Genomic DNA, 18123 nt, shown 5'->3' on the forward strand with positions numbered 1-18123 from the left:
AAGTCGTAAATAGAAAGGAATATTGGGGGTTAGTCAGCCGCTAAACAGTGTGAAATGCGACTAACGCCCTACAGCGCAAAAAGGCTGATGACTAAAAAGTCACCAGCCATCAGCCTATAAGTTAGGCTGCGAACTCAAAGCTAAACTTACTTGATCTCAACAGAAGCACCAGCTTCTTCCAGAGATTTTTTCAGAGACTCAGCTTCGTCTTTGTTCACGCCTTCTTTCAGAACTGCAGGTGCAGACTCAACCAGGTCTTTAGCTTCTTTCAAGCCCAGACCAGTTGCGCCGCGAACAGCTTTGATTACTGCAACTTTGTTGTCGCCGAATGAAGCCAGAACAACGTTGAATTCAGTTTGTTCTTCTACAGCTTCAGCAGCAGCAGCAGGACCTGCAGCAACAGCAGCAGCTGAAACGCCGAATTTCTCTTCCATAGCAGAGATCAGTTCAACGATTTCCATTACAGACAGAGCTGCAACGCCTTCCAGAATTTGGTCTTTAGTGATAGTTGACATAACAAGTGTTCCTAAAATACAGAAATAGTTTATACGTTAAAAAGCAGTGACTGACAAAAGTGAGGGCGATTAAGCCGCTTCAGCTTCTTTCTGATCACGCAGCGCAGCCAGAGTACGAACCAATTTGCCAGCAGCGGCTTCTTTCATGGTTCCCATCAGACGTGCGATTGCTTCTTCGTAGGTTGGCAGAGTTGCCAGGCGGTCGATCTGAGCCGCAGGGATTAACTCGCCTTCAAAGGCTGCTGCTTTAACCTCAAATTTTGCATTATCTTTAGCAAATGCTTTGAACAGACGAGCAGCTGCACCCGGGTGTTCAGAAGAGAATGCGATCAAGGTTGGACCAACAAACGTGTCTTTCAGGCATTCGAATTGAGTGCCTTCAACAATGCGGCACAGCAAGGTGTTACGAACAACTTGCATGTGAACGCCAGCTTCACGACCTGCTTTACGCAGTTCAGTCATTTTGTCAACGGTAACGCCACGAGAATCCGCAACAACCGCAGACAGCGCACCTTTGGCTACTTCTTTAACTTCAGCAACAATCGCTTGTTTGCCTTGAAGATTTAGTGCCATTAGTTCTTGCTCCTGGATTAACCGGAGAGTAATTCCCCGGAACTCACGTCACCCAATCCACTACAAAATGCAATGAACGGGCGTTGAAACACGGTGAGCAGAATTCAGCAAGGACAATTCTTTATAGGAAAGAAAAAAATGCTTTAGGTTCTGTCACCGTCTACGCAGGAAATTAAGTGTCTTACGACACACCTGCGGTCTTGGACGGAGGCTTGGATAAGGCCAAGCTCCAACCGAAAATTCTGGTGTTCTGCTGATAAGTAACCCCATCAACAGAAGCATGGGCGTAAGATTCTAGACAAACCTTACGCCCACGTAAAGCGATAAAATCAATTCGTGATTAGATCACTACTGCTGACAGACCGCTTTGATCGATTGCAACGCCAGCACCCATGGTGGTGGAGAGGCTGATTTTCTTGATATAAACGCCTTTCGCTGTAGCAGGTTTAGCACGCTTCAGCGCAACAACCAGAGATTCTAAGTTTTCTCTCAACTTATCTGAGTCGAAATCAACTTTACCAATGGTAGTGTGGATAATACCGTTTTTGTCGTTGCGATAACGAACCTGACCTGCTTTAGCATTCTTAACTGCTTCAGCAACGTTAGGAGTAACAGTACCCACTTTAGGGTTAGGCATCAGGCCACGTGGGCCCAAGATTTGGCCCAATTGACCTACAACGCGCATTGCATCTGGGGAAGCAATAACAACGTCGAAGTTCATTTCACCTTTCTTGATCATATCAGCCAGATCTTCCATACCTACCAATTCAGCGCCTGCTTCTTTCGCAGCTTCAGCGTTTGCACCCTGAGCGAAAACAGCAACGCGTACTGAACGGCCAGTACCATGTGGCAACACAGTTGCACCACGAACGTTCTGGTCAGATTTACGTGCGTCGATACCGAGATTAACGGCAACGTCTACACTTTCTACGAATTTAGCAGTAGCCAGCTCTTTCAGCAGGGCAACAGCTTCGTTGATATCGTATTGCTTAGTCACATCAACTTTGTCACGGATCACGCGCATGCGCTTGGTCAGCTTAGCCATTTATTAACCCTCCACTACCAGGCCCATGGAACGAGCAGTACCTTCGATTGAACGCATCATGTCGTCAATTGAAGCACCAGTCATATCCGCAGCTTTGGTTTCTGCGATTTCACGGACCTGAGCACCGGTCACAGTCCCTACTTTGTCTTTGTTCGGCTTGCCAGAACCAGACTTAATACCTGCCGCTTTTTTCAGCAGAACTGCTGCTGGCGGGGTTTTAGTAACGAAAGTGAAAGAGCGATCAGAATAAACAGTAATAACAACAGGGATCGGCAGGCCTTTTTCAATGCTTTCAGTCTTAGCATTGAACGCTTTACAGAATTCCATGATGTTAACACCCTGCTGACCCAAAGCTGGACCAACTGGTGGACTTGGGTTCGCCATACCAGCTGCTACTTGCAGCTTGACATAGGCTTGTACTTTCTTAGCCATTTACGATTTCCTCGATTTGGGTAGTATCGCCTCGCGTTCGAGGCTCCCCGTGTTTTGTCTCGCTATTATTTACGATGAAATAAGTTGCCACGGATGACAAAAGCAAGACATCTAAAAACAAAAGGCGCGAAATTATATTTTAATTTCGCGCCTAAGACAAGACTCAAATTTCAATCACTGCTGAAAAATGAATCAGCCTTTTTCTACCTGACTGAAATCCAGCTCGACCGGTGTTGCACGGCCAAAGATAGAAACAGATACTTTCAGGCGGCTCTTCTCGTAGTCCACTTCTTCAACAACACCGTTAAAGTCGGCAAATGGACCATCGCTGACACGCACCAGTTCACCTGGTTCAAACAGTGTTTTAGGACGTGGTTTATCACCCACTTGTTGAAGACGATTCATAATCGCATCAACTTCTTTATCACTGATTGGTGCAGGGCGATCGGATGTACCACCGATAAAGCCCATAACACGTGGCACGCTACGCACTAAGTGCCAGCTGGCATCATTCATCACCATCTGGACCAGTACATAGCCTGGGAAGAATTTGCGTTCACTTTTACGACGTTGACCACCACGAATTTCGACGACTTCTTCCGTTGGAACCATGACTTCGCCAAACAGCTCTTCCATGTCATGTAACTTGATATGCTCACGCAGCGATTGAGCTACGCGGCCTTCAAAACCGGAAAACGCCTGAACGACGTACCAACGCTTTTTTGGTGCTTCAGACATCTTAGAACCTCAGGCCAGTAATAAATGATACCAGGCGGACTAGGATACCATCTAGCCCCCATAGAATCAGTGACATTACAGCAGTTACCGCAGCAACGATTAACGTTGTATGCAGAGTTTCCTGACGGGTAGGCCAAATCACTTTACGCACTTCCGTGCGTGCTTCACGAGCAAACGCTACAGTGGCTTTACCTTTTGCCGTCATCAATGCAACAGCACCGGCAACAGCGATAATTACTACAACTGCCAACGCACGCAACGGCAGGCTGTAATCACGGAAATAATAGTTACCAACAATAGCTGTAACTAATAATACAGCAACGATTAGCCATTTAGCCGTTTCCAGGCCGCGTCCGCTCCCTGGAGCCTCGGTATTCGCACTCATAAACCAACCTGTCACTATGATTCAAAACAACAACTTTGCTTCGCATCGCAAAGCAAACCAAGCCGAAGGATGCTCTAGAGACTCTCTAATCGGCACCACTCGGCACTATTCGCCGTATTTCCAGAGCCCATCTCACCAGTAATTATGATGAAAAAACCACTGATGAGATAGGTTCTAGCATGACAACGTAGAAAAAGGGCATCAAATGATGCCCTTTTATCGCATGTCGCGTCAAATCTTATTCAATGACTTTAGCAACAACGCCAGCACCTACCGTACGGCCGCCTTCACGAATTGCGAAACGCAGACCGTCATCCATTGCGATAGGCGCAATCAGGTTAACAATCATTTGAATGTTATCACCTGGCATCACCATCTCAACGCCGTCTGGCAATTCAATAGTACCGGTTACATCCGTTGTACGGAAGTAGAACTGAGGACGGTAACCTTTGAAGAACGGAGTATGACGGCCGCCTTCGTCTTTGCTCAGAATATAAACTTCTGATTCGAATTTAGTATGTGGCTTGATAGAACCTGGCTTAGCTAATACCTGACCACGCTGTACGTCATCACGTTTAGTACCACGCAGCAGAACACCAACGTTCTCACCCGCGCGGCCTTCGTCCAGCAGTTTGCGGAACATTTCAACGCCAGTACATGTTGTTCTAATGGTATCGATAATACCAACGATTTCAACTTCTTCACCAACTTTAACAATGCCACGCTCTACACGGCCAGTGACGACTGTACCACGGCCTGAGATAGAGAATACGTCTTCGATTGGCAGCAGGAATGGTCTATCGATTGCACGCTCAGGCTGTGGGATGTAGCTATCCAGTGCCTCAGCTAATTCAATAATTTTTGCTTCCCACTCTGGCTCGCCTTCTAACGCTTTCAGCGCTGAACCACGGATAACGGGAGTATCGTCGCCAGGGAAATCATATTGAGACAGAAGTTCGCGGACTTCCATTTCTACCAATTCCAGCAATTCTTCATCGTCAACCATGTCACACTTGTTCAGGAAGACCAGGATGTAAGGAACACCAACCTGACGACCTAACAAGATGTGCTCGCGAGTCTGTGGCATCGGGCCATCAGTTGCAGCAACAACCAAAATCGCGCCGTCCATCTGAGCAGCACCGGTTATCATGTTTTTAACGTAGTCGGCATGCCCTGGGCAGTCAACGTGCGCATAGTGGCGCGACGGGGTGTCATATTCAACATGTGATGTGTTGATGGTGATACCACGCGCTTTCTCTTCCGGAGCGTTGTCGATCTGGTCGAATGCACGAGCACTACCACCGTAGGTTTTAGCCAGTACGGTGGTGATTGCAGCAGTTAGGGTAGTTTTACCATGGTCAACGTGGCCAATAGTACCCACATTAACGTGCGGTTTTGTACGTTCAAACTTTTCTTTAGACATCGATTGTCCCTCTAAGACACGGAATCGGTGGTTTCACCACATCAACCAAGCGCATGCTTGCTGAATCCATAACACAGAAAGAAAATCAGGGGACGAGAGAATGAGAAATGGTGCTGATAGGCAGATTCGAACTGCCGACCTCACCCTTACCAAGGGTGCGCTCTACCAACTGAGCTATATCAGCACATCTTGGAGCGGGCAGTGGGAATCGAACCCACATCATCAGCTTGGAAGGCTGAGGTAATAGCCATTATACGATGCCCGCATCTTAGAACTCGGCTACCTGACTTAATCTGCAGAAATTTGAAAGGAAGGGCTTGGCCACTTCACTCTTCATCGAGAGCGGTGCTCTCGCCTTGAGTGTGTATTAGGAGTTCGATCTTCTGAATCACCCTGAGACTCAAGGTTAAATATGGTGGTGGGGGAAGGATTATTCGTCACTTCACTCCTCACCCTTCGGGCCGCCGCTGCGCGTCGTTGACTCGCTACGCTCGGCTCGAACCTTCGTCGAAGGTTTTCACCTTCCCCTTAAGTGACTCATTTAGATTCATGACACTGAATCGGCTTGAGACTCAAGAGTAAATATGGTGGTGGGGGAAGGATTCGAACCTTCGAAGTCGATGACGGCAGATTTACAGTCTGCTCCCTTTGGCCGCTCGGGAACCCCACCTAAATTTTAGTACTTGAATGGTGCCGGCACCAAGAGTCGAACTCGGGACCTACTGATTACAAGTCAGTTGCTCTACCAACTGAGCTATGCCGGCATCAAGTGCAGCGCATTCTAGGTAGAGCGAGCTTATGATGCAACAAAAAAATTGCATAAGTCGACCTTTCGCTCACAAAACAGCCATTTTTTAAAAGCCAGATGTATTATTAACCATAGTTAGCTCATTTCACATCCAGCACGCCCACTTTTGTAATCAACGCCATGAATGAAAAGTTCCCCCTTAAATGAGTTCACCTCTCATTGTGCCATTAATTTTAGTACCACTGACTGAGTATAAATTTAGTTTTGCGCCTCAAAAAAGGGAGAGCGCCCCAATTGAGTGCATCTCGTCTAAAGAAATATTGCTCCAATGAGGGTAATCACACTACTCATATTTGGCTTGTTTATTGCTTAAACATAGACATAAGCATAGACCAGCAGCGGTTGAGGAGTTTTATCATGAAGATAGTTTTACTTAATGCGGCAACATTGCCTATATATCGCAGTGAGCTGGCAAGTTTACTGATTGATGCCGTAGCTCATGGGGCATCTGTAGGTTATGACTCCCGCTCTCTGTCGCAGAAAGAAGCTGAGAGCTATTACGATGGTCTGCGCCCGGCCATCGCCAAAGGAGCGTTACTATTATGGATAGCACGCGATGAGATGGGGATTACTGGAACTATCCAATTAGACCTTTGCCAAAAGCCAAATGGTTTAAATCGAGCCGAAGTGCAGAAATTATTGGTGCATAGCCGTAGCCGTCGTACTGGTATTGGGCACAAATTGATTCTCGCGATGGAGAGTACCGCGGTTCAACTACGCCGTGGATTGCTATATCTCGATACTCAAGCAGGTTCTCCTGCTGAATCTTTTTACCGTGCACAAGGTTATCGTTGCATGGGAGAAATTCCGGATTATGCCTGCACACCCGATGGCAGCTATCATCCGACCGCAATCTATTTCAAACGTTTATTTTCAGTAAATCAATCACATACTGCCATAGCCAGTTGATGACAGTGATTGTTATCTATAAAAAGGGTAGAACCTGCCATCCGTGTTCTTAATTGATTGGAATAGCAACGTACATCAAATAAATCACTCACTAAGCACAAAAATGTCTACGCCAAAAAGCAAGCTGCCTATAATATGCAGCTTGTTTCTTATCTGGAGTTGGCGTCCAGCGCCTTTCCCAACCTGCGTTAACAGGCAGAATTTGGCTTATGACAAAAAGAGATCAATCTTTAGCGACGCCTTATCTACAGTTCGATCGTACCCAGTGGGCAGCCTTGCGCGACTCAGTACCATTGACACTAACAGAAGAAGAAATCGTTAAACTCAAAGGGATTAACGAAGACCTTTCATTAGATGAAGTGGCACAGATATACCTGCCACTTTCGCGCCTGCTTAACTTTTATATTAGTTCTAATTTGCGGCGACAGGCGGTTCTGGAACAATTCCTTGGAACTGATGGCCAGCGTATTCCCTATGTCATTGGCATTGCAGGCAGTGTTGCTGTCGGTAAAAGCACCACCGCGCGCTTACTGCAAGCGCTACTGAGCCGCTGGCCGGAACATCGCAGTGTAGAACTGATTACAACAGATGGTTTTCTTTATCCCAATAAAGTCCTGAATGAGCGCGGGCTGATGAAGAAAAAAGGATTCCCACAATCCTATGATATGCATAATCTGGTGAAGTTTGTCTCAGAAGTAAAATCAGGGACAGGTTATGTTACGGCTCCGGTTTATTCTCATTTAATATATGATGTTGTCCCTGACGGTAATAAGATCATCAAGCAGCCTGATATTCTCATATTAGAGGGCTTAAATGTTCTACAAAGTGGAATGGATTACCCTCATGATCCGCACCATGTATTTGTCTCTGATTTTGTAGACTTCTCTATATATGTCGATGCCCCTGAAGATTTACTTCAAAGTTGGTATATAAACAGGTTCCTTAAGTTTAGACAGGGTGCATTTTCCAATCCTGATTCTTATTTCCATAACTATGCTAAATTGCCTGAAGCAGAGGCAATCAAGATTGCCACTCAATTATGGAAAGAGATTAACGGGTTGAATTTAAAGCAAAATATACTGCCAACGCGTGAGCGTGCCAGTCTGATAATGACTAAAAGTGCCAACCATGCCGTTGAGAGTGTACGTTTGAGAAAATAGCCAAAGTGGGAGGTTCTAACCTCCCATCTATTATAAAATTAAACGCCACGTAGAGATATTTCACCGCCAATATAAGGTTTTACATTGCCATTTTGCTCCAATAATAATGCACCTTGTTGGTCAATACCTCTAGCAATACCAAATATCTCTTGATTGCCAATAATCAATTTCACAGGGCGATCAAGATAATTGTCCATTTCTCGCCAACGAGAAATAAAAGCAGATAAGCCTTCGTTTTCAAATTTAACGACTGCAAGTCGTAATTCAGATAACAGTTCAGCCGTCAGTTTATTACGATCAATATTAACACCCGCTTCCTGTAAGTTGATCCAATCCTGACTGATGACGTTAGTCGTTGATTCACGCATTGTTAAATTAATGCCCGCACCAATTACCAACTGAGCAGCATCTCCTGTTTTCCCTGTGAGTTCTACCAATATACCTGCCAGTTTTTTATCATTTAAATACAGGTCATTTGGCCATTTTACACGAACCTGCTCAGCACCGAGTTTACGTAGAACCTCAGCCATGACAATCCCAACCACCAGGCTTAATCCCATTGCAGCAGCAGGGCCTTGCTCCAGCCGCCAGAACATAGATAAATAGAGATTCGCACCAAAGGGAGAGATCCACTGACGCCCCCGTCTTCCTCGCCCTGCATGTTGGTATTCAGCCACACAAGCATCGCCAGACTTCAATTCAGTAATGCGGTCTAATAAATATTGATTCGTCGAGTCGACGACAGGCAAGACAGCCACCTGGCCTGCGGGGAGATAATTTAATATTGTTTGTTCATTAAGCAGTTGAATAGGTGCAGGTAAACTATAGCCCTTACCAGGGACAGTAAAGACATCTAGTCCCCACTCTCTGATAGTTTGCATATGCTTGTTAATTGCGGCACGACTCATCCCAAAGGTTTCGCCTAATTGCTCTCCTGAATGGAAAGCACCATCAGCTAATATGCCAATCAACCGTAAAGGGATTTTAATATCTTTCACGACAAACACTCCACAGCATTAACCTCACCATTACTTGCGATAAATCGCACTTCTGGTTCCAACCAGATTGCAAATCTCTTGGCAACTTGCTGACGGATATAACTGGCAAGGCCTATCACATCCTGACCTGTCGCTTCTGCCAGGTTAATCAACACTAACGCCTGCTGCTGATGCACCGCCGCACCGCCAATCTGATATCCCTTAAGCGCACATTGATCGATAAGCCAACCGGCAGCCAGCTTAACAGAACCATCGGGTTGCAGGTAATGGGGCGCATTGGGGTAGCGCTTTACAATCTCTTCAGCTACAGCGGCATCCACAACCGGATTCTTAAAAAAACTGCCTGCATTGCCGGTCACTGCGGGATCGGGTAGCTTACTACGCCGCATGGTACAAACTGAGTTGAATATCTCTTCTGCTGTAACTGTCGATGGATCCATTCGCGTTAAATCACCATAGCCCAATGTTGGGATCCATGATTTTACCAATTTAATGCCTACAGCTACGATGGCAAATCCATGACCATAGTGATGCTTAAAAATGCTGTCGCGATAGCCAAATTGACAATCTTTAGCTGAAAGGCGTATCACTGTGCCCTTATCCATATCAAGCAAATCAACGTATTCGCATACCTTTTGCAGCTCAACACCATAAGCACCAATATTCTGAATGGGTGCAGAACCGACACAACCTGGGATTAACGCCAGATTTTCTAGACCTGGCATGTTATTTAGTAATGAATAACAAACTAATTGATGCCAATTCTCTCCAGCCCCAACATGCAGGTGCCAGGCAATATCATCCTCAGTAGAAGTGATACCCTTAATCCGATTAAGTAATACTGTTCCTGAATAGTTTTCAATAAACAGCACGTTGCTGCCTTCGCCAAGTAAAAGCACTGGCTGATGCTTAGAAACAGACTCATGCCAAGCATTAATCAATTCTTCAGGTGAGTTAACGCTAATTACTTTGCTCGCATAAGCTGCTAATGCAAAAGTATTGAGATGTTTTAGCGGGGAGTGTTGATTCGACATGACATTGGATACTCATTCTAACTAGTTCTGGCGCTAGTCTAACCGATCATAATACTCATATTGTATTTTGTTTTAACTGAAGGTAAAAAAAGCCACCTATCAAGGTAGCCTTCTGTTCTCATCATCGCTGTGACGGCCGGATTTGACTCACCTGCCCCTGCAATATTTGACTCATCTCACTATGAACCCTGCGACGCAACCACTCTAAGGTCACTATTTATACATATTTCACTATTCTGCCCATAGCAAAAACCCCACGCTTTTGGCATGGGGTCTCGGCTTTATTTGATGCCTGGCAGTGTCCTACTCTCGCATGGGGAGACCCCACACTACCATCGGCGCTACGGCGTTTCACTTCTGAGTTCGGCATGGGATCAGGTGGGACCACCGCGCTATGGCCGCCAGGCAAATTCTGTCTAAACTAAACCCGCTATATGTTTCCACACAGCCAGCCAGCCCAATCTCGGAACTTCGCTGAAAATATCAATCTCTCAACCAAAACACCTTTGGTGTTGTAAGGTTAAGCCTCACGGATCATTAGTACTGGTTAGCTCAATGCATCGCTGCACTTACACACCCAGCCTATCAACGTCATAGTCTTTAACGTTCCTTCAGGGGGCTTAAAGCCCCAGGGAAGACTCATCTCGAGGCAAGTTTCCCGCTTAGATGCTTTCAGCGGTTATCTCTTCCGAATTTAGCTACCGGGCAATGCCATTGGCATGACAACCCGAACACCAGTGATTCGTCCACTCCGGTCCTCTCGTACTAGGAGCAGCCCCTCTCAATCTTCCAACGCCCACGGCAGATAGGGACCGAACTGTCTCACGACGTTCTAAACCCAGCTCGCGTACCACTTTAAATGGCGAACAGCCATACCCTTGGGACCTACTTCAGCCCCAGGATGTGATGAGCCGACATCGAGGTGCCAAACACCGCCGTCGATATGAACTCTTGGGCGGTATCAGCCTGTTATCCCCGGAGTACCTTTTATCCGTTGAGCGATGGCCCTTCCATTCAGAACCACCGGATCACTAAGACCTACTTTCGTACCTGCTCGAGCCGTCACTCTCGCAGTCAAGCTAGCTTATGCCTTTGCACTAACCTCACGATGTCCGACCGTGATTAGCTAACCTTCGTGCTCCTCCGTTACTCTTTGGGAGGAGACCGCCCCAGTCAAACTACCCACCAGACACTGTCCTCACCCCGGATCACGGGGCCGAGTTAGAACATCAAACATTAAAGGGTGGTATTTCAAGGTTGGCTCCATGCAGACTGGCGTCCACACTTCGATGCCTCCCACCTATCCTACACATCAAGGCTCAATGTTCAGTGTCAAGCTATAGTAAAGGTTCACGGGGTCTTTCCGTCTTGCCGCGGGTACACTGCATCTTCACAGCGAGTTCAATTTCACTGAGTCTCGGGTGGAGACAGCCTGGCCATCATTACGCCATTCGTGCAGGTCGGAACTTACCCGACAAGGAATTTCGCTACCTTAGGACCGTTATAGTTACGGCCGCCGTTTACTGGGGCTTCGATCAAGAGCTTCGCCTTGCGGCTGACCCCATCAATTAACCTTCCAGCACCGGGCAGGCGTCACACCGTATACGTCCACTTTCGTGTTTGCACAGTGCTGTGTTTTTATTAAACAGTTGCAGCCAGCTGGTATCTGCGACTGGCTTCGGCGCCGGGAGCAAGTCCCATTACCTAATGCCAGCGTGCCTTCTCCCGAAGTTACGGCACCATTTTGCCTAGTTCCTTCACCCGAGTTCTCTCAAGCGCCTGAGTATTCTCTACCTGACCACCTGTGTCGGTTTGGGGTACGATTTAATGTTACCTGATGCTTAGAGGCTTTTCCTGGAAGCTTGGCATCAACTACTTCACCACCGTAGTGGCTCGTCATCACACCTCAGCGTTGATAAGCAACCGGATTTACCAAGTCACTCCGCCTACATGCTTAAACCGGGACAACCGTCGCCCGGCTAGCCTAGCCTTCTCCGTCCCCCCTTCGCAGTAACACCAAGTACAGGAATATTAACCTGTTTCCCATCGACTACGCTTTTCAGCCTCGCCTTAGGGGTCGACTCACCCTGCCCCGATTAACGTTGGACAGGAACCCTTGGTCTTCCGGCGTGCGGGTTTTTCACCCGCATTATCGTTACTTATGTCAGCATTCGCACTTCTGATACCTCCAGCAACCCTCACAGGTCACCTTCAACGGCTTACAGAACGCTCCCCTACCCAACAACACCTAAGTGTCGCTGCCGCAGCTTCGGTGCATGGTTTAGCCCCGTTACATCTTCCGCGCAGGCCGACTCGACCAGTGAGCTATTACGCTTTCTTTAAATGATGGCTGCTTCTAAGCCAACATCCTGGCTGTCTGTGCCTTCCCACATCGTTTCCCACTTAACCATGACTTTGGGACCTTAGCTGGCGGTCTGGGTTGTTTCCCTCTTCACGACGGACGTTAGCACCCGCCGTGTGTCTCCCGTGATAACATTCTTCGGTATTCGGAGTTTGCATCGGTTTGGTAAGTCGGGATGACCCCCTAGCCGAAACAGTGCTCTACCCCCGAAGATGAGTTCACGAGGCGCTACCTAAATAGCTTTCGGGGAGAACCAGCTATCTCCCGGTTTGATTGGCCTTTCACCCCCAGCCACAAGTCATCCGCTAATTTTTCAACATTAGTCGGTTCGGTCCTCCAGTTAGTGTTACCCAACCTTCAACCTGCCCATGGCTAGATCACCGGGTTTCGGGTCTATACCTTGCAACTAGACGCCCAGTTAAGACTCGGTTTCCCTACGGCTCCCCTATTCGGTTAACCTTGCTACAAAATATAAGTCGCTGACCCATTATACAAAAGGTACGCAGTCACACCACGAAGGTGCTCCCACTGCTTGTACGTACACGGTTTCAGGTTCTATTTCACTCCCCTCGCCGGGGTTCTTTTCGCCTTTCCCTCACGGTACTGGTTCACTATCGGTCAGTCAGGAGTATTTAGCCTTGGAGGATGGTCCCCCCATATTCAGACAGGATGTCACGTGTCCCGCCCTACTCATCGAGTTCACAGCAAGTGTGTTTTGGTGTACGGGACTATCACCCTGTACCGTGCGACTTTCCAGACGCTTCCACTAACACACAAACTGATTCAGACTCTGGGCTCTTCCCCGTTCGCTCGCCGCTACTGGGGGAATCTCGGTTGATTTCTTTTCCTCGGGGTACTTAGATGTTTCAGTTCCCCCGGTTCGCCTTGCATGGCTATGTATTCACCATGCAATAGTGCAACGAATTGCACTGGGTTTCCCCATTCGGGTATCGTCGGTTGTAACGCTTCATATCAGCTTACCGACGCTTTTCGCAGATTAGCACGCCCTTCATCGCCTCTGACTGCCTAGGCATCCACCGTGTACGCTTAGTCGCTTAACCTCACAACCCAAAGGTGTTTTTCGTTATTGGTGTGGCTGTGAACACACTCTGCTATGTTGTGCAGTGCGCGCAATCCTCATGAACGTTAAGTTCACTCCGGTTGCTGTGCGCTGTACGCCTTGCCGAGTGTCTTCTCGCTCACACTGCAACAATGATTAACCCATTGGCATTGCGATTATTTGAGAGACTCTATTACAGGTTACTCTTTATCTCAGTACATCTACGGAGAGATAAATTTCAGCTGTAATGTTTCAATTTTCAGCTTGTTCCAGATTGTTAAAGAGCAATATCTTAAACACGACTCGTTAAAGTCATCTTTAAGATATTCAGTTGATAATGTCTTTCACACATTATCGGAGTGGCGTCCCCAAGGGGATTCGAACCCCTGTTACAGCCGTGAAAGGGCAGTGTCCTAGGCCTCTAGACGATGGGGACACAAAAATTTCTACTGGATCACTGATTCAGTATTTTTGTGTAAAGGTGAGAATGTGGTGACACATTCGAACGACTGATGCAGTAAAAACTCGATACCGAGGTCTTATTGCACAATCATCACCCTCATCAACAGGTGCTCTTGCTCATTTACATTCATCAGACAATCTGTGTGGACACTGCGCAATGCGTATCGTTAGGTAAGGAGGTGATCCAACCGCAGGTTCCCCTACGGTTACCTTGTTACGACTTCACCCCAGTCATGAATCACAAAGTGGTAAGCGCCCTCCCGAAGGTTAAGCTACCTACTTCTTTTGCAACCCACTCCCATGGTGTGACGGGCGGTGTGTACAAGGCCCGGGAACGTATTCACCGTAGCATTCTGATCTACGATTACTAGCGATTCCGACTTCATGGAGTCGAGTTGCAGACTCCAATCCGGACTACGACAGACTTTATGTGGTCCGCTTGCTCTCGCGAGTTCGCTTCACTTTGTATCTGCCATTGTAGCACGTGTGTAGCCCTACTCGTAAGGGCCATGATGACTTGACGTCATCCCCACCTTCCTCCGGTTTATCACCGGCAGTCTCCCTTGAGTTCCCACCATTACGTGCTGGCAACAAAGGATAAGGGTTGCGCTCGTTGCGGGACTTAACCCAACATTTCACAACACGAGCTGACGACAGCCATGCAGCACCTGTCTCACGGTTCCCGAAGGCACTAAAGCATCTCTGCTAAATTCCGTGGATGTCAAGAGTAGGTAAGGTTCTTCGCGTTGCATCGAATTAAACCACATGCTCCACCGCTTGTGCGGGCCCCCGTCAATTCATTTGAGTTTTAACCTTGCGGCCGTACTCCCCAGGCGGTCGACTTAACGCGTTAGCTCCGGAAGCCACGCCTCAAGGGCACAACCTCCAAGTCGACATCGTTTACAGCGTGGACTACCAGGGTATCTAATCCTGTTTGCTCCCCACGCTTTCGCACCTGAGCGTCAGTCTTTGTCCAGGGGGCCGCCTTCGCCACCGGTATTCCTCCAGATCTCTACGCATTTCACCGCTACACCTGGAATTCTACCCCCCTCTACAAGACTCTAGCTTGCCAGTTTCAAATGCAGTTCCCACGTTAAGCGCGGGGATTTCACATCTGACTTAACAAACCGCCTGCGTGCGCTTTACGCCCAGTAATTCCGATTAACGCTTGCACCCTCCGTATTACCGCGGCTGCTGGCACGGAGTTAGCCGGTGCTTCTTCTGCGAGTAACGTCAATCAACCGTGCTATTAACACGATTGCCTTCCTCCTCGCTGAAAGTGCTTTACAACCCGAAGGCCTTCTTCACACACGCGGCATGGCTGCATCAGGCTTGCGCCCATTGTGCAATATTCCCCACTGCTGCCTCCCGTAGGAGTCTGGACCGTGTCTCAGTTCCAGTGTGGCTGGTCATCCTCTCAGACCAGCTAGGGATCGTCGCCTAGGTGAGCCATTACCCCACCTACTAGCTAATCCCATCTGGGCACATCCGATGGCGTGAGGCCCGAAGGTCCCCCACTTTGCTCTTGCGAGGTCATGCGGTATTAGCTACCGTTTCCAGTAGTTATCCCCCTCCATCAGGCAGTTTCCCAGACATTACTCACCCGTCCGCCGCTCGCCGGCAAAGTAGTAAACTACTTCCCGCTGCCGCTCGACTTGCATGTGTTAGGCCTGCCGCCAGCGTTCAATCTGAGCCATGATCAAACTCTTCAATTTAAGATTTGTTTGATTTGCTACTAATAAAAGCAGCGATGCTCAAAGATTACTTTCTGCAAATAAGCATTCGAACCGAAGTTCAAATGTGTACTGCTTTGGTCACTCTTCAAGACTTTGATATTGCTTCTGCCTGCCGAAACAGGCTTCGATATCGTCTTGCGAGTGCCCACACAGATTGTCTGATAAATTGTTAAAGAGCGTTCGTTACCCGTTTGCCTTTCGGCGAATCTTACGGTAACGCGGGAGGCAGATAATACGCTTTCCCGCTGAAGAGTCAAGAGTTTCTTTGGTTTCTTTCGAAGTCAAAATCATTCTTTTCGCTTCCTGACCCGGCGAAGTATGTTTCGTTGTTCCCAGTCAGTGGAGGCGCATTATAGGGAGTTCCTGACAGCCTGCAACCCCTAATTTGAAAAAACTTTTCAACCGCGTTTTATTTCAACGATTTGCCGTGATAAACGGCATTATTGCTATTTTTTGTACTGTAGCGCCAAGAAATCCTGAGAAAAACTGCTTACCTGTTGCCAATCCGTATATTCAACTTCTTTACTGGTATCCGTTTCGCCGCCCGTCATACGCATAATAAGTTGAATCATCACCCGATCTATCCAGCGATAACGGGGATAACGCAAAGCGCCCGCAAATACCGTACATAGCGTTGGCTGCCACGGGGTACTGAGTAAGAACTTACGCACATAAGCATTGGTTTGCGGGGATCGCTTTTCCGGCTTGCGTGCTGTCAGATTCACTGCAAAGAACGCACTCGGCATCTGATTAAGTTGTTCAACGTGTTTGTTGACGAATTTACTCAATACTGGGCTGAAGTGCCCATAACGCACCGACGCACCAATCATGACTTGCTGGTATTGATTCAGATCGATTTGCCCTACCTGCGATAAGTCCTGTATTTCACAGGTAGCTGCCGCTGATAACTGTTTAGCTATATAAGAAGCAATAGTCTGTGTTTGGCCATCTCGGCTGGAGTAAAGAATCAGAACTTTCATTGCAATGTTCCTTATGCAGAATTACTCACGCCAGAATGTTGGAGTGAATAGAACCAGCAGGGTGAAAACTTCTAACCGACCAAATAGCATGGTGATCACCAATATCCACTTGGCGGCCGGATTCATCGACGTGAAGTTATCAGCTACCACCCCCAGACCAGGGCCAAGGTTATTCAGCGTCGCAGTCACCGCCGCGAAAGCAGAGAACTCATCAACACCGGTCGCGATAATAGCCAGCATGCTAATAATAAATACCAGAGCATACGCGGAGAAGAATCCCCAGACCGCTTCCAGGATTCGTTCCGGCAGCGCCCGCCGCCCCAATTTGATGGTATAAACCGCATTCGGGTGGACCAGTCGCTTTAACTCACGCGAACCTTGCAGGTAGAGCAACAGAATACGGATAACTTTCAGGCCGCCACCGGTTGAGCCCGCACAACCACCAATAAACGCAGAACATAGTAAGAGTATCGGCAGGAACAACGGCCATTTTGAAATACTGTCAGTGGTGAAACCCGCAGTAGTAGCCATTGATACTACTTGGAAAAATGCCTGATTTATCGTCTCCAGACCGGATTTATAGACATTATGATACCAAAGCACCAAGGTACACACGGCGACCAGTGTCAATTGGACAAAGATAAACATACGGAATTCAGGGTCACGCCAATAAACTTTTAAACTGCGCCCACTCAATACCGCGAAGTGCAAACCAAAGTTACAACCGGAAATCAGCAAGAAGATAGCGATAATGGTGTTAATAGTTGGACTGTTGAAGTAACCGATACTGGCGTCATGGGTCGAGAAGCCGCCAATCGCAATTGTCGAGAAGCTGTGGGAGATGGCATCAAATACCGACATCCCTGCCCCCCATAAAGACAGCGCGCAAGCAATGGTCAGTAAGACATAGATAAGCCACAGAGTTTTAGCCGTCTCCGCAATGCGGGGCCGCATTTTATTATCTTTCAATGGGCCAGGCATTTCCGCCCGATAGAGCTGCATTCCCCCGACCCCCAAGATAGGCAGGATAGCCACTGCTAACACGATTATCCCCATACCGCCGAGCCATTGCAGCATTTGGCGATAAAATAGAATGGCTTTAGGCAGTGAATCTAACCCTACTAATGTGGTCGCGCCAGTAGTAGTCAGCCCGGAGAATGATTCAAAGAATGCATCCGTTAATGAAAGATTAGGCCGCTCTGAGAATAAGAAAGGTAATGCCCCTACACTGCCCAGCACCGTCCAGAACAGAACCACGATGAGAAAGCCCTCACGAGGCTTTAACTCATGCTTCTGTTTTCGGTTCGGCAACCAAAGAAAGAGGCCGATTGCCAGAGCAACAAAAAAGGTTTCGCTGAAGGCACGGCCGGCACCATCACGATAGATCAATGCCACCAGTCCGGGAATAAACATTGTTCCAGAGAATAAGATGACCAGCAGACCAACAATACGGGTTATGGCACGAAAATGCATTCCGGCACGTTCCTTAGCAATTCACTTGGA

Annotated in this window: 13 protein-coding genes, 5 tRNA genes, 3 rRNA genes and 1 other RNA gene; 2 read left to right on the forward strand and 20 right to left on the reverse strand. The window is 47.8% G+C overall.

The window, feature by feature from the left end; all coding sequences use genetic code 11:
- Nucleotides 1-146: 146 nt before the first annotated feature.
- The 12 genes from rplL to Q2T71_RS17335 all read right to left on the reverse strand — a co-directional run bounded on the left by rplL (nt 147) and on the right by Q2T71_RS17335 (nt 5875).
- Complete coding sequence (gene rplL / locus Q2T71_RS17280; RefSeq protein ID WP_004876762.1) at nt 147-515, reverse strand: 50S ribosomal protein L7/L12; 369 nt, start codon at nt 513-515, stop codon at nt 147-149.
- A gap of 69 nt (nt 516-584) precedes the next feature.
- Nucleotides 585-1088 carry a 50S ribosomal protein L10 gene (gene rplJ / locus Q2T71_RS17285; RefSeq protein ID WP_083162045.1) on the reverse strand — a complete coding sequence of 168 codons (504 nt, stop codon included), beginning with the start codon at nt 1086-1088 and terminating at the stop codon, nt 585-587.
- Nucleotides 1089-1428: 340 nt separating this feature from the next.
- Nucleotides 1429-2133, reverse strand: coding sequence for a 50S ribosomal protein L1 (gene rplA / locus Q2T71_RS17290; RefSeq protein ID WP_049614735.1), 705 nt, complete (start codon nt 2131-2133; stop codon nt 1429-1431).
- A 3-nt stretch (nt 2134-2136) separates the two neighbouring features.
- Nucleotides 2137-2565, reverse strand: coding sequence for a 50S ribosomal protein L11 (rplK, locus tag Q2T71_RS17295; RefSeq protein WP_004712403.1), 429 nt, complete (start codon nt 2563-2565; stop codon nt 2137-2139).
- Between the two features lie 192 nt (nt 2566-2757).
- On the reverse strand, nt 2758-3303 hold the full coding sequence (gene nusG / locus Q2T71_RS17300) for a transcription termination/antitermination protein NusG (protein WP_002210671.1): 546 nt from the start codon (nt 3301-3303) through the stop codon (nt 2758-2760).
- A gap of 1 nt (nt 3304) precedes the next feature.
- Nucleotides 3305-3688, reverse strand: a complete 384-nt coding sequence (gene secE / locus Q2T71_RS17305) for a preprotein translocase subunit SecE (protein ID WP_005192343.1) — start codon at nt 3686-3688, stop codon at nt 3305-3307.
- 238 nt (nt 3689-3926) lie between these two features.
- Entirely contained in the window at nt 3927-5111 is a 1185-nt protein-coding gene (tuf, locus tag Q2T71_RS17310) for an elongation factor Tu (protein WP_042568960.1), read from the reverse strand.
- A 108-nt stretch (nt 5112-5219) separates the two neighbouring features.
- A tRNA-Thr gene (locus Q2T71_RS17315) sits at nt 5220-5295 on the reverse strand.
- Nucleotides 5296-5301: 6 nt separating this feature from the next.
- A tRNA-Gly gene (locus Q2T71_RS17320) sits at nt 5302-5376 on the reverse strand.
- A gap of 148 nt (nt 5377-5524) precedes the next feature.
- Nucleotides 5525-5652: non-coding RNA, RtT sRNA (locus tag Q2T71_RS17325), on the reverse strand.
- A gap of 44 nt (nt 5653-5696) precedes the next feature.
- A tRNA-Tyr gene (locus Q2T71_RS17330) sits at nt 5697-5781 on the reverse strand.
- An 18-nt stretch (nt 5782-5799) separates the two neighbouring features.
- Nucleotides 5800-5875: transfer RNA gene (locus tag Q2T71_RS17335), tRNA-Thr, on the reverse strand.
- A 401-nt stretch (nt 5876-6276) separates the two neighbouring features.
- Between Q2T71_RS17335 and Q2T71_RS17340 the strand changes: the two genes are divergently transcribed.
- Nucleotides 6277-6828 carry a GNAT family N-acetyltransferase gene (locus Q2T71_RS17340; protein WP_083162043.1) on the forward strand — a complete coding sequence of 184 codons (552 nt, stop codon included), beginning with the start codon at nt 6277-6279 and terminating at the stop codon, nt 6826-6828.
- 209 nt (nt 6829-7037) lie between these two features.
- Complete coding sequence (coaA, locus tag Q2T71_RS17345; protein ID WP_083162041.1) at nt 7038-7988, forward strand: type I pantothenate kinase; 951 nt, start codon at nt 7038-7040, stop codon at nt 7986-7988.
- Between the two features lie 38 nt (nt 7989-8026).
- On the opposite strand, the gene birA is transcribed toward coaA, so the two are convergent.
- The 8 genes from birA to trkH all read right to left on the reverse strand — a co-directional run bounded on the left by birA (nt 8027) and on the right by trkH (nt 18093).
- Nucleotides 8027-8986, reverse strand: coding sequence for a bifunctional biotin--[acetyl-CoA-carboxylase] ligase/biotin operon repressor BirA (birA, locus tag Q2T71_RS17350; protein ID WP_372560019.1), 960 nt, complete (start codon nt 8984-8986; stop codon nt 8027-8029).
- Complete coding sequence (gene murB, locus Q2T71_RS17355) at nt 8983-10020, reverse strand: UDP-N-acetylmuramate dehydrogenase (RefSeq protein ID WP_372560020.1); 1038 nt, start codon at nt 10018-10020, stop codon at nt 8983-8985. The genes birA and murB overlap by 4 nt, the downstream gene beginning before the upstream one ends.
- 290 nt (nt 10021-10310) lie before the next feature.
- Nucleotides 10311-10426: ribosomal RNA gene (gene rrf / locus Q2T71_RS17360) — 5S ribosomal RNA — on the reverse strand.
- A gap of 110 nt (nt 10427-10536) precedes the next feature.
- Nucleotides 10537-13443, reverse strand: a 23S ribosomal RNA gene (locus Q2T71_RS17365).
- A gap of 359 nt (nt 13444-13802) precedes the next feature.
- Nucleotides 13803-13878: transfer RNA gene (locus Q2T71_RS17370), tRNA-Glu, on the reverse strand.
- 198 nt (nt 13879-14076) lie between these two features.
- Nucleotides 14077-15619 (reverse strand): 16S ribosomal RNA (locus Q2T71_RS17375).
- The 16S, 23S and 5S rRNA genes sit together here with 1 tRNA gene alongside, the layout of an rRNA operon.
- Nucleotides 15620-16086: 467 nt before the next feature.
- Nucleotides 16087-16620, reverse strand: coding sequence for a menaquinone-dependent protoporphyrinogen IX dehydrogenase (gene hemG / locus Q2T71_RS17380; protein WP_083162034.1), 534 nt, complete (start codon nt 16618-16620; stop codon nt 16087-16089).
- A 21-nt stretch (nt 16621-16641) separates the two neighbouring features.
- Complete coding sequence (trkH, locus tag Q2T71_RS17385) at nt 16642-18093, reverse strand: Trk system potassium transporter TrkH (protein WP_083162032.1); 1452 nt, start codon at nt 18091-18093, stop codon at nt 16642-16644.
- Between the last annotated feature and the right edge of the window lie 30 nt (nt 18094-18123).

Origin of the sequence: Yersinia sp. 1652 StPb PI, from assembly GCF_041538345.1 — a bacterium.
GTDB lineage: Bacteria > Pseudomonadota > Gammaproteobacteria > Enterobacterales > Enterobacteriaceae > Yersinia > Yersinia enterocolitica_E.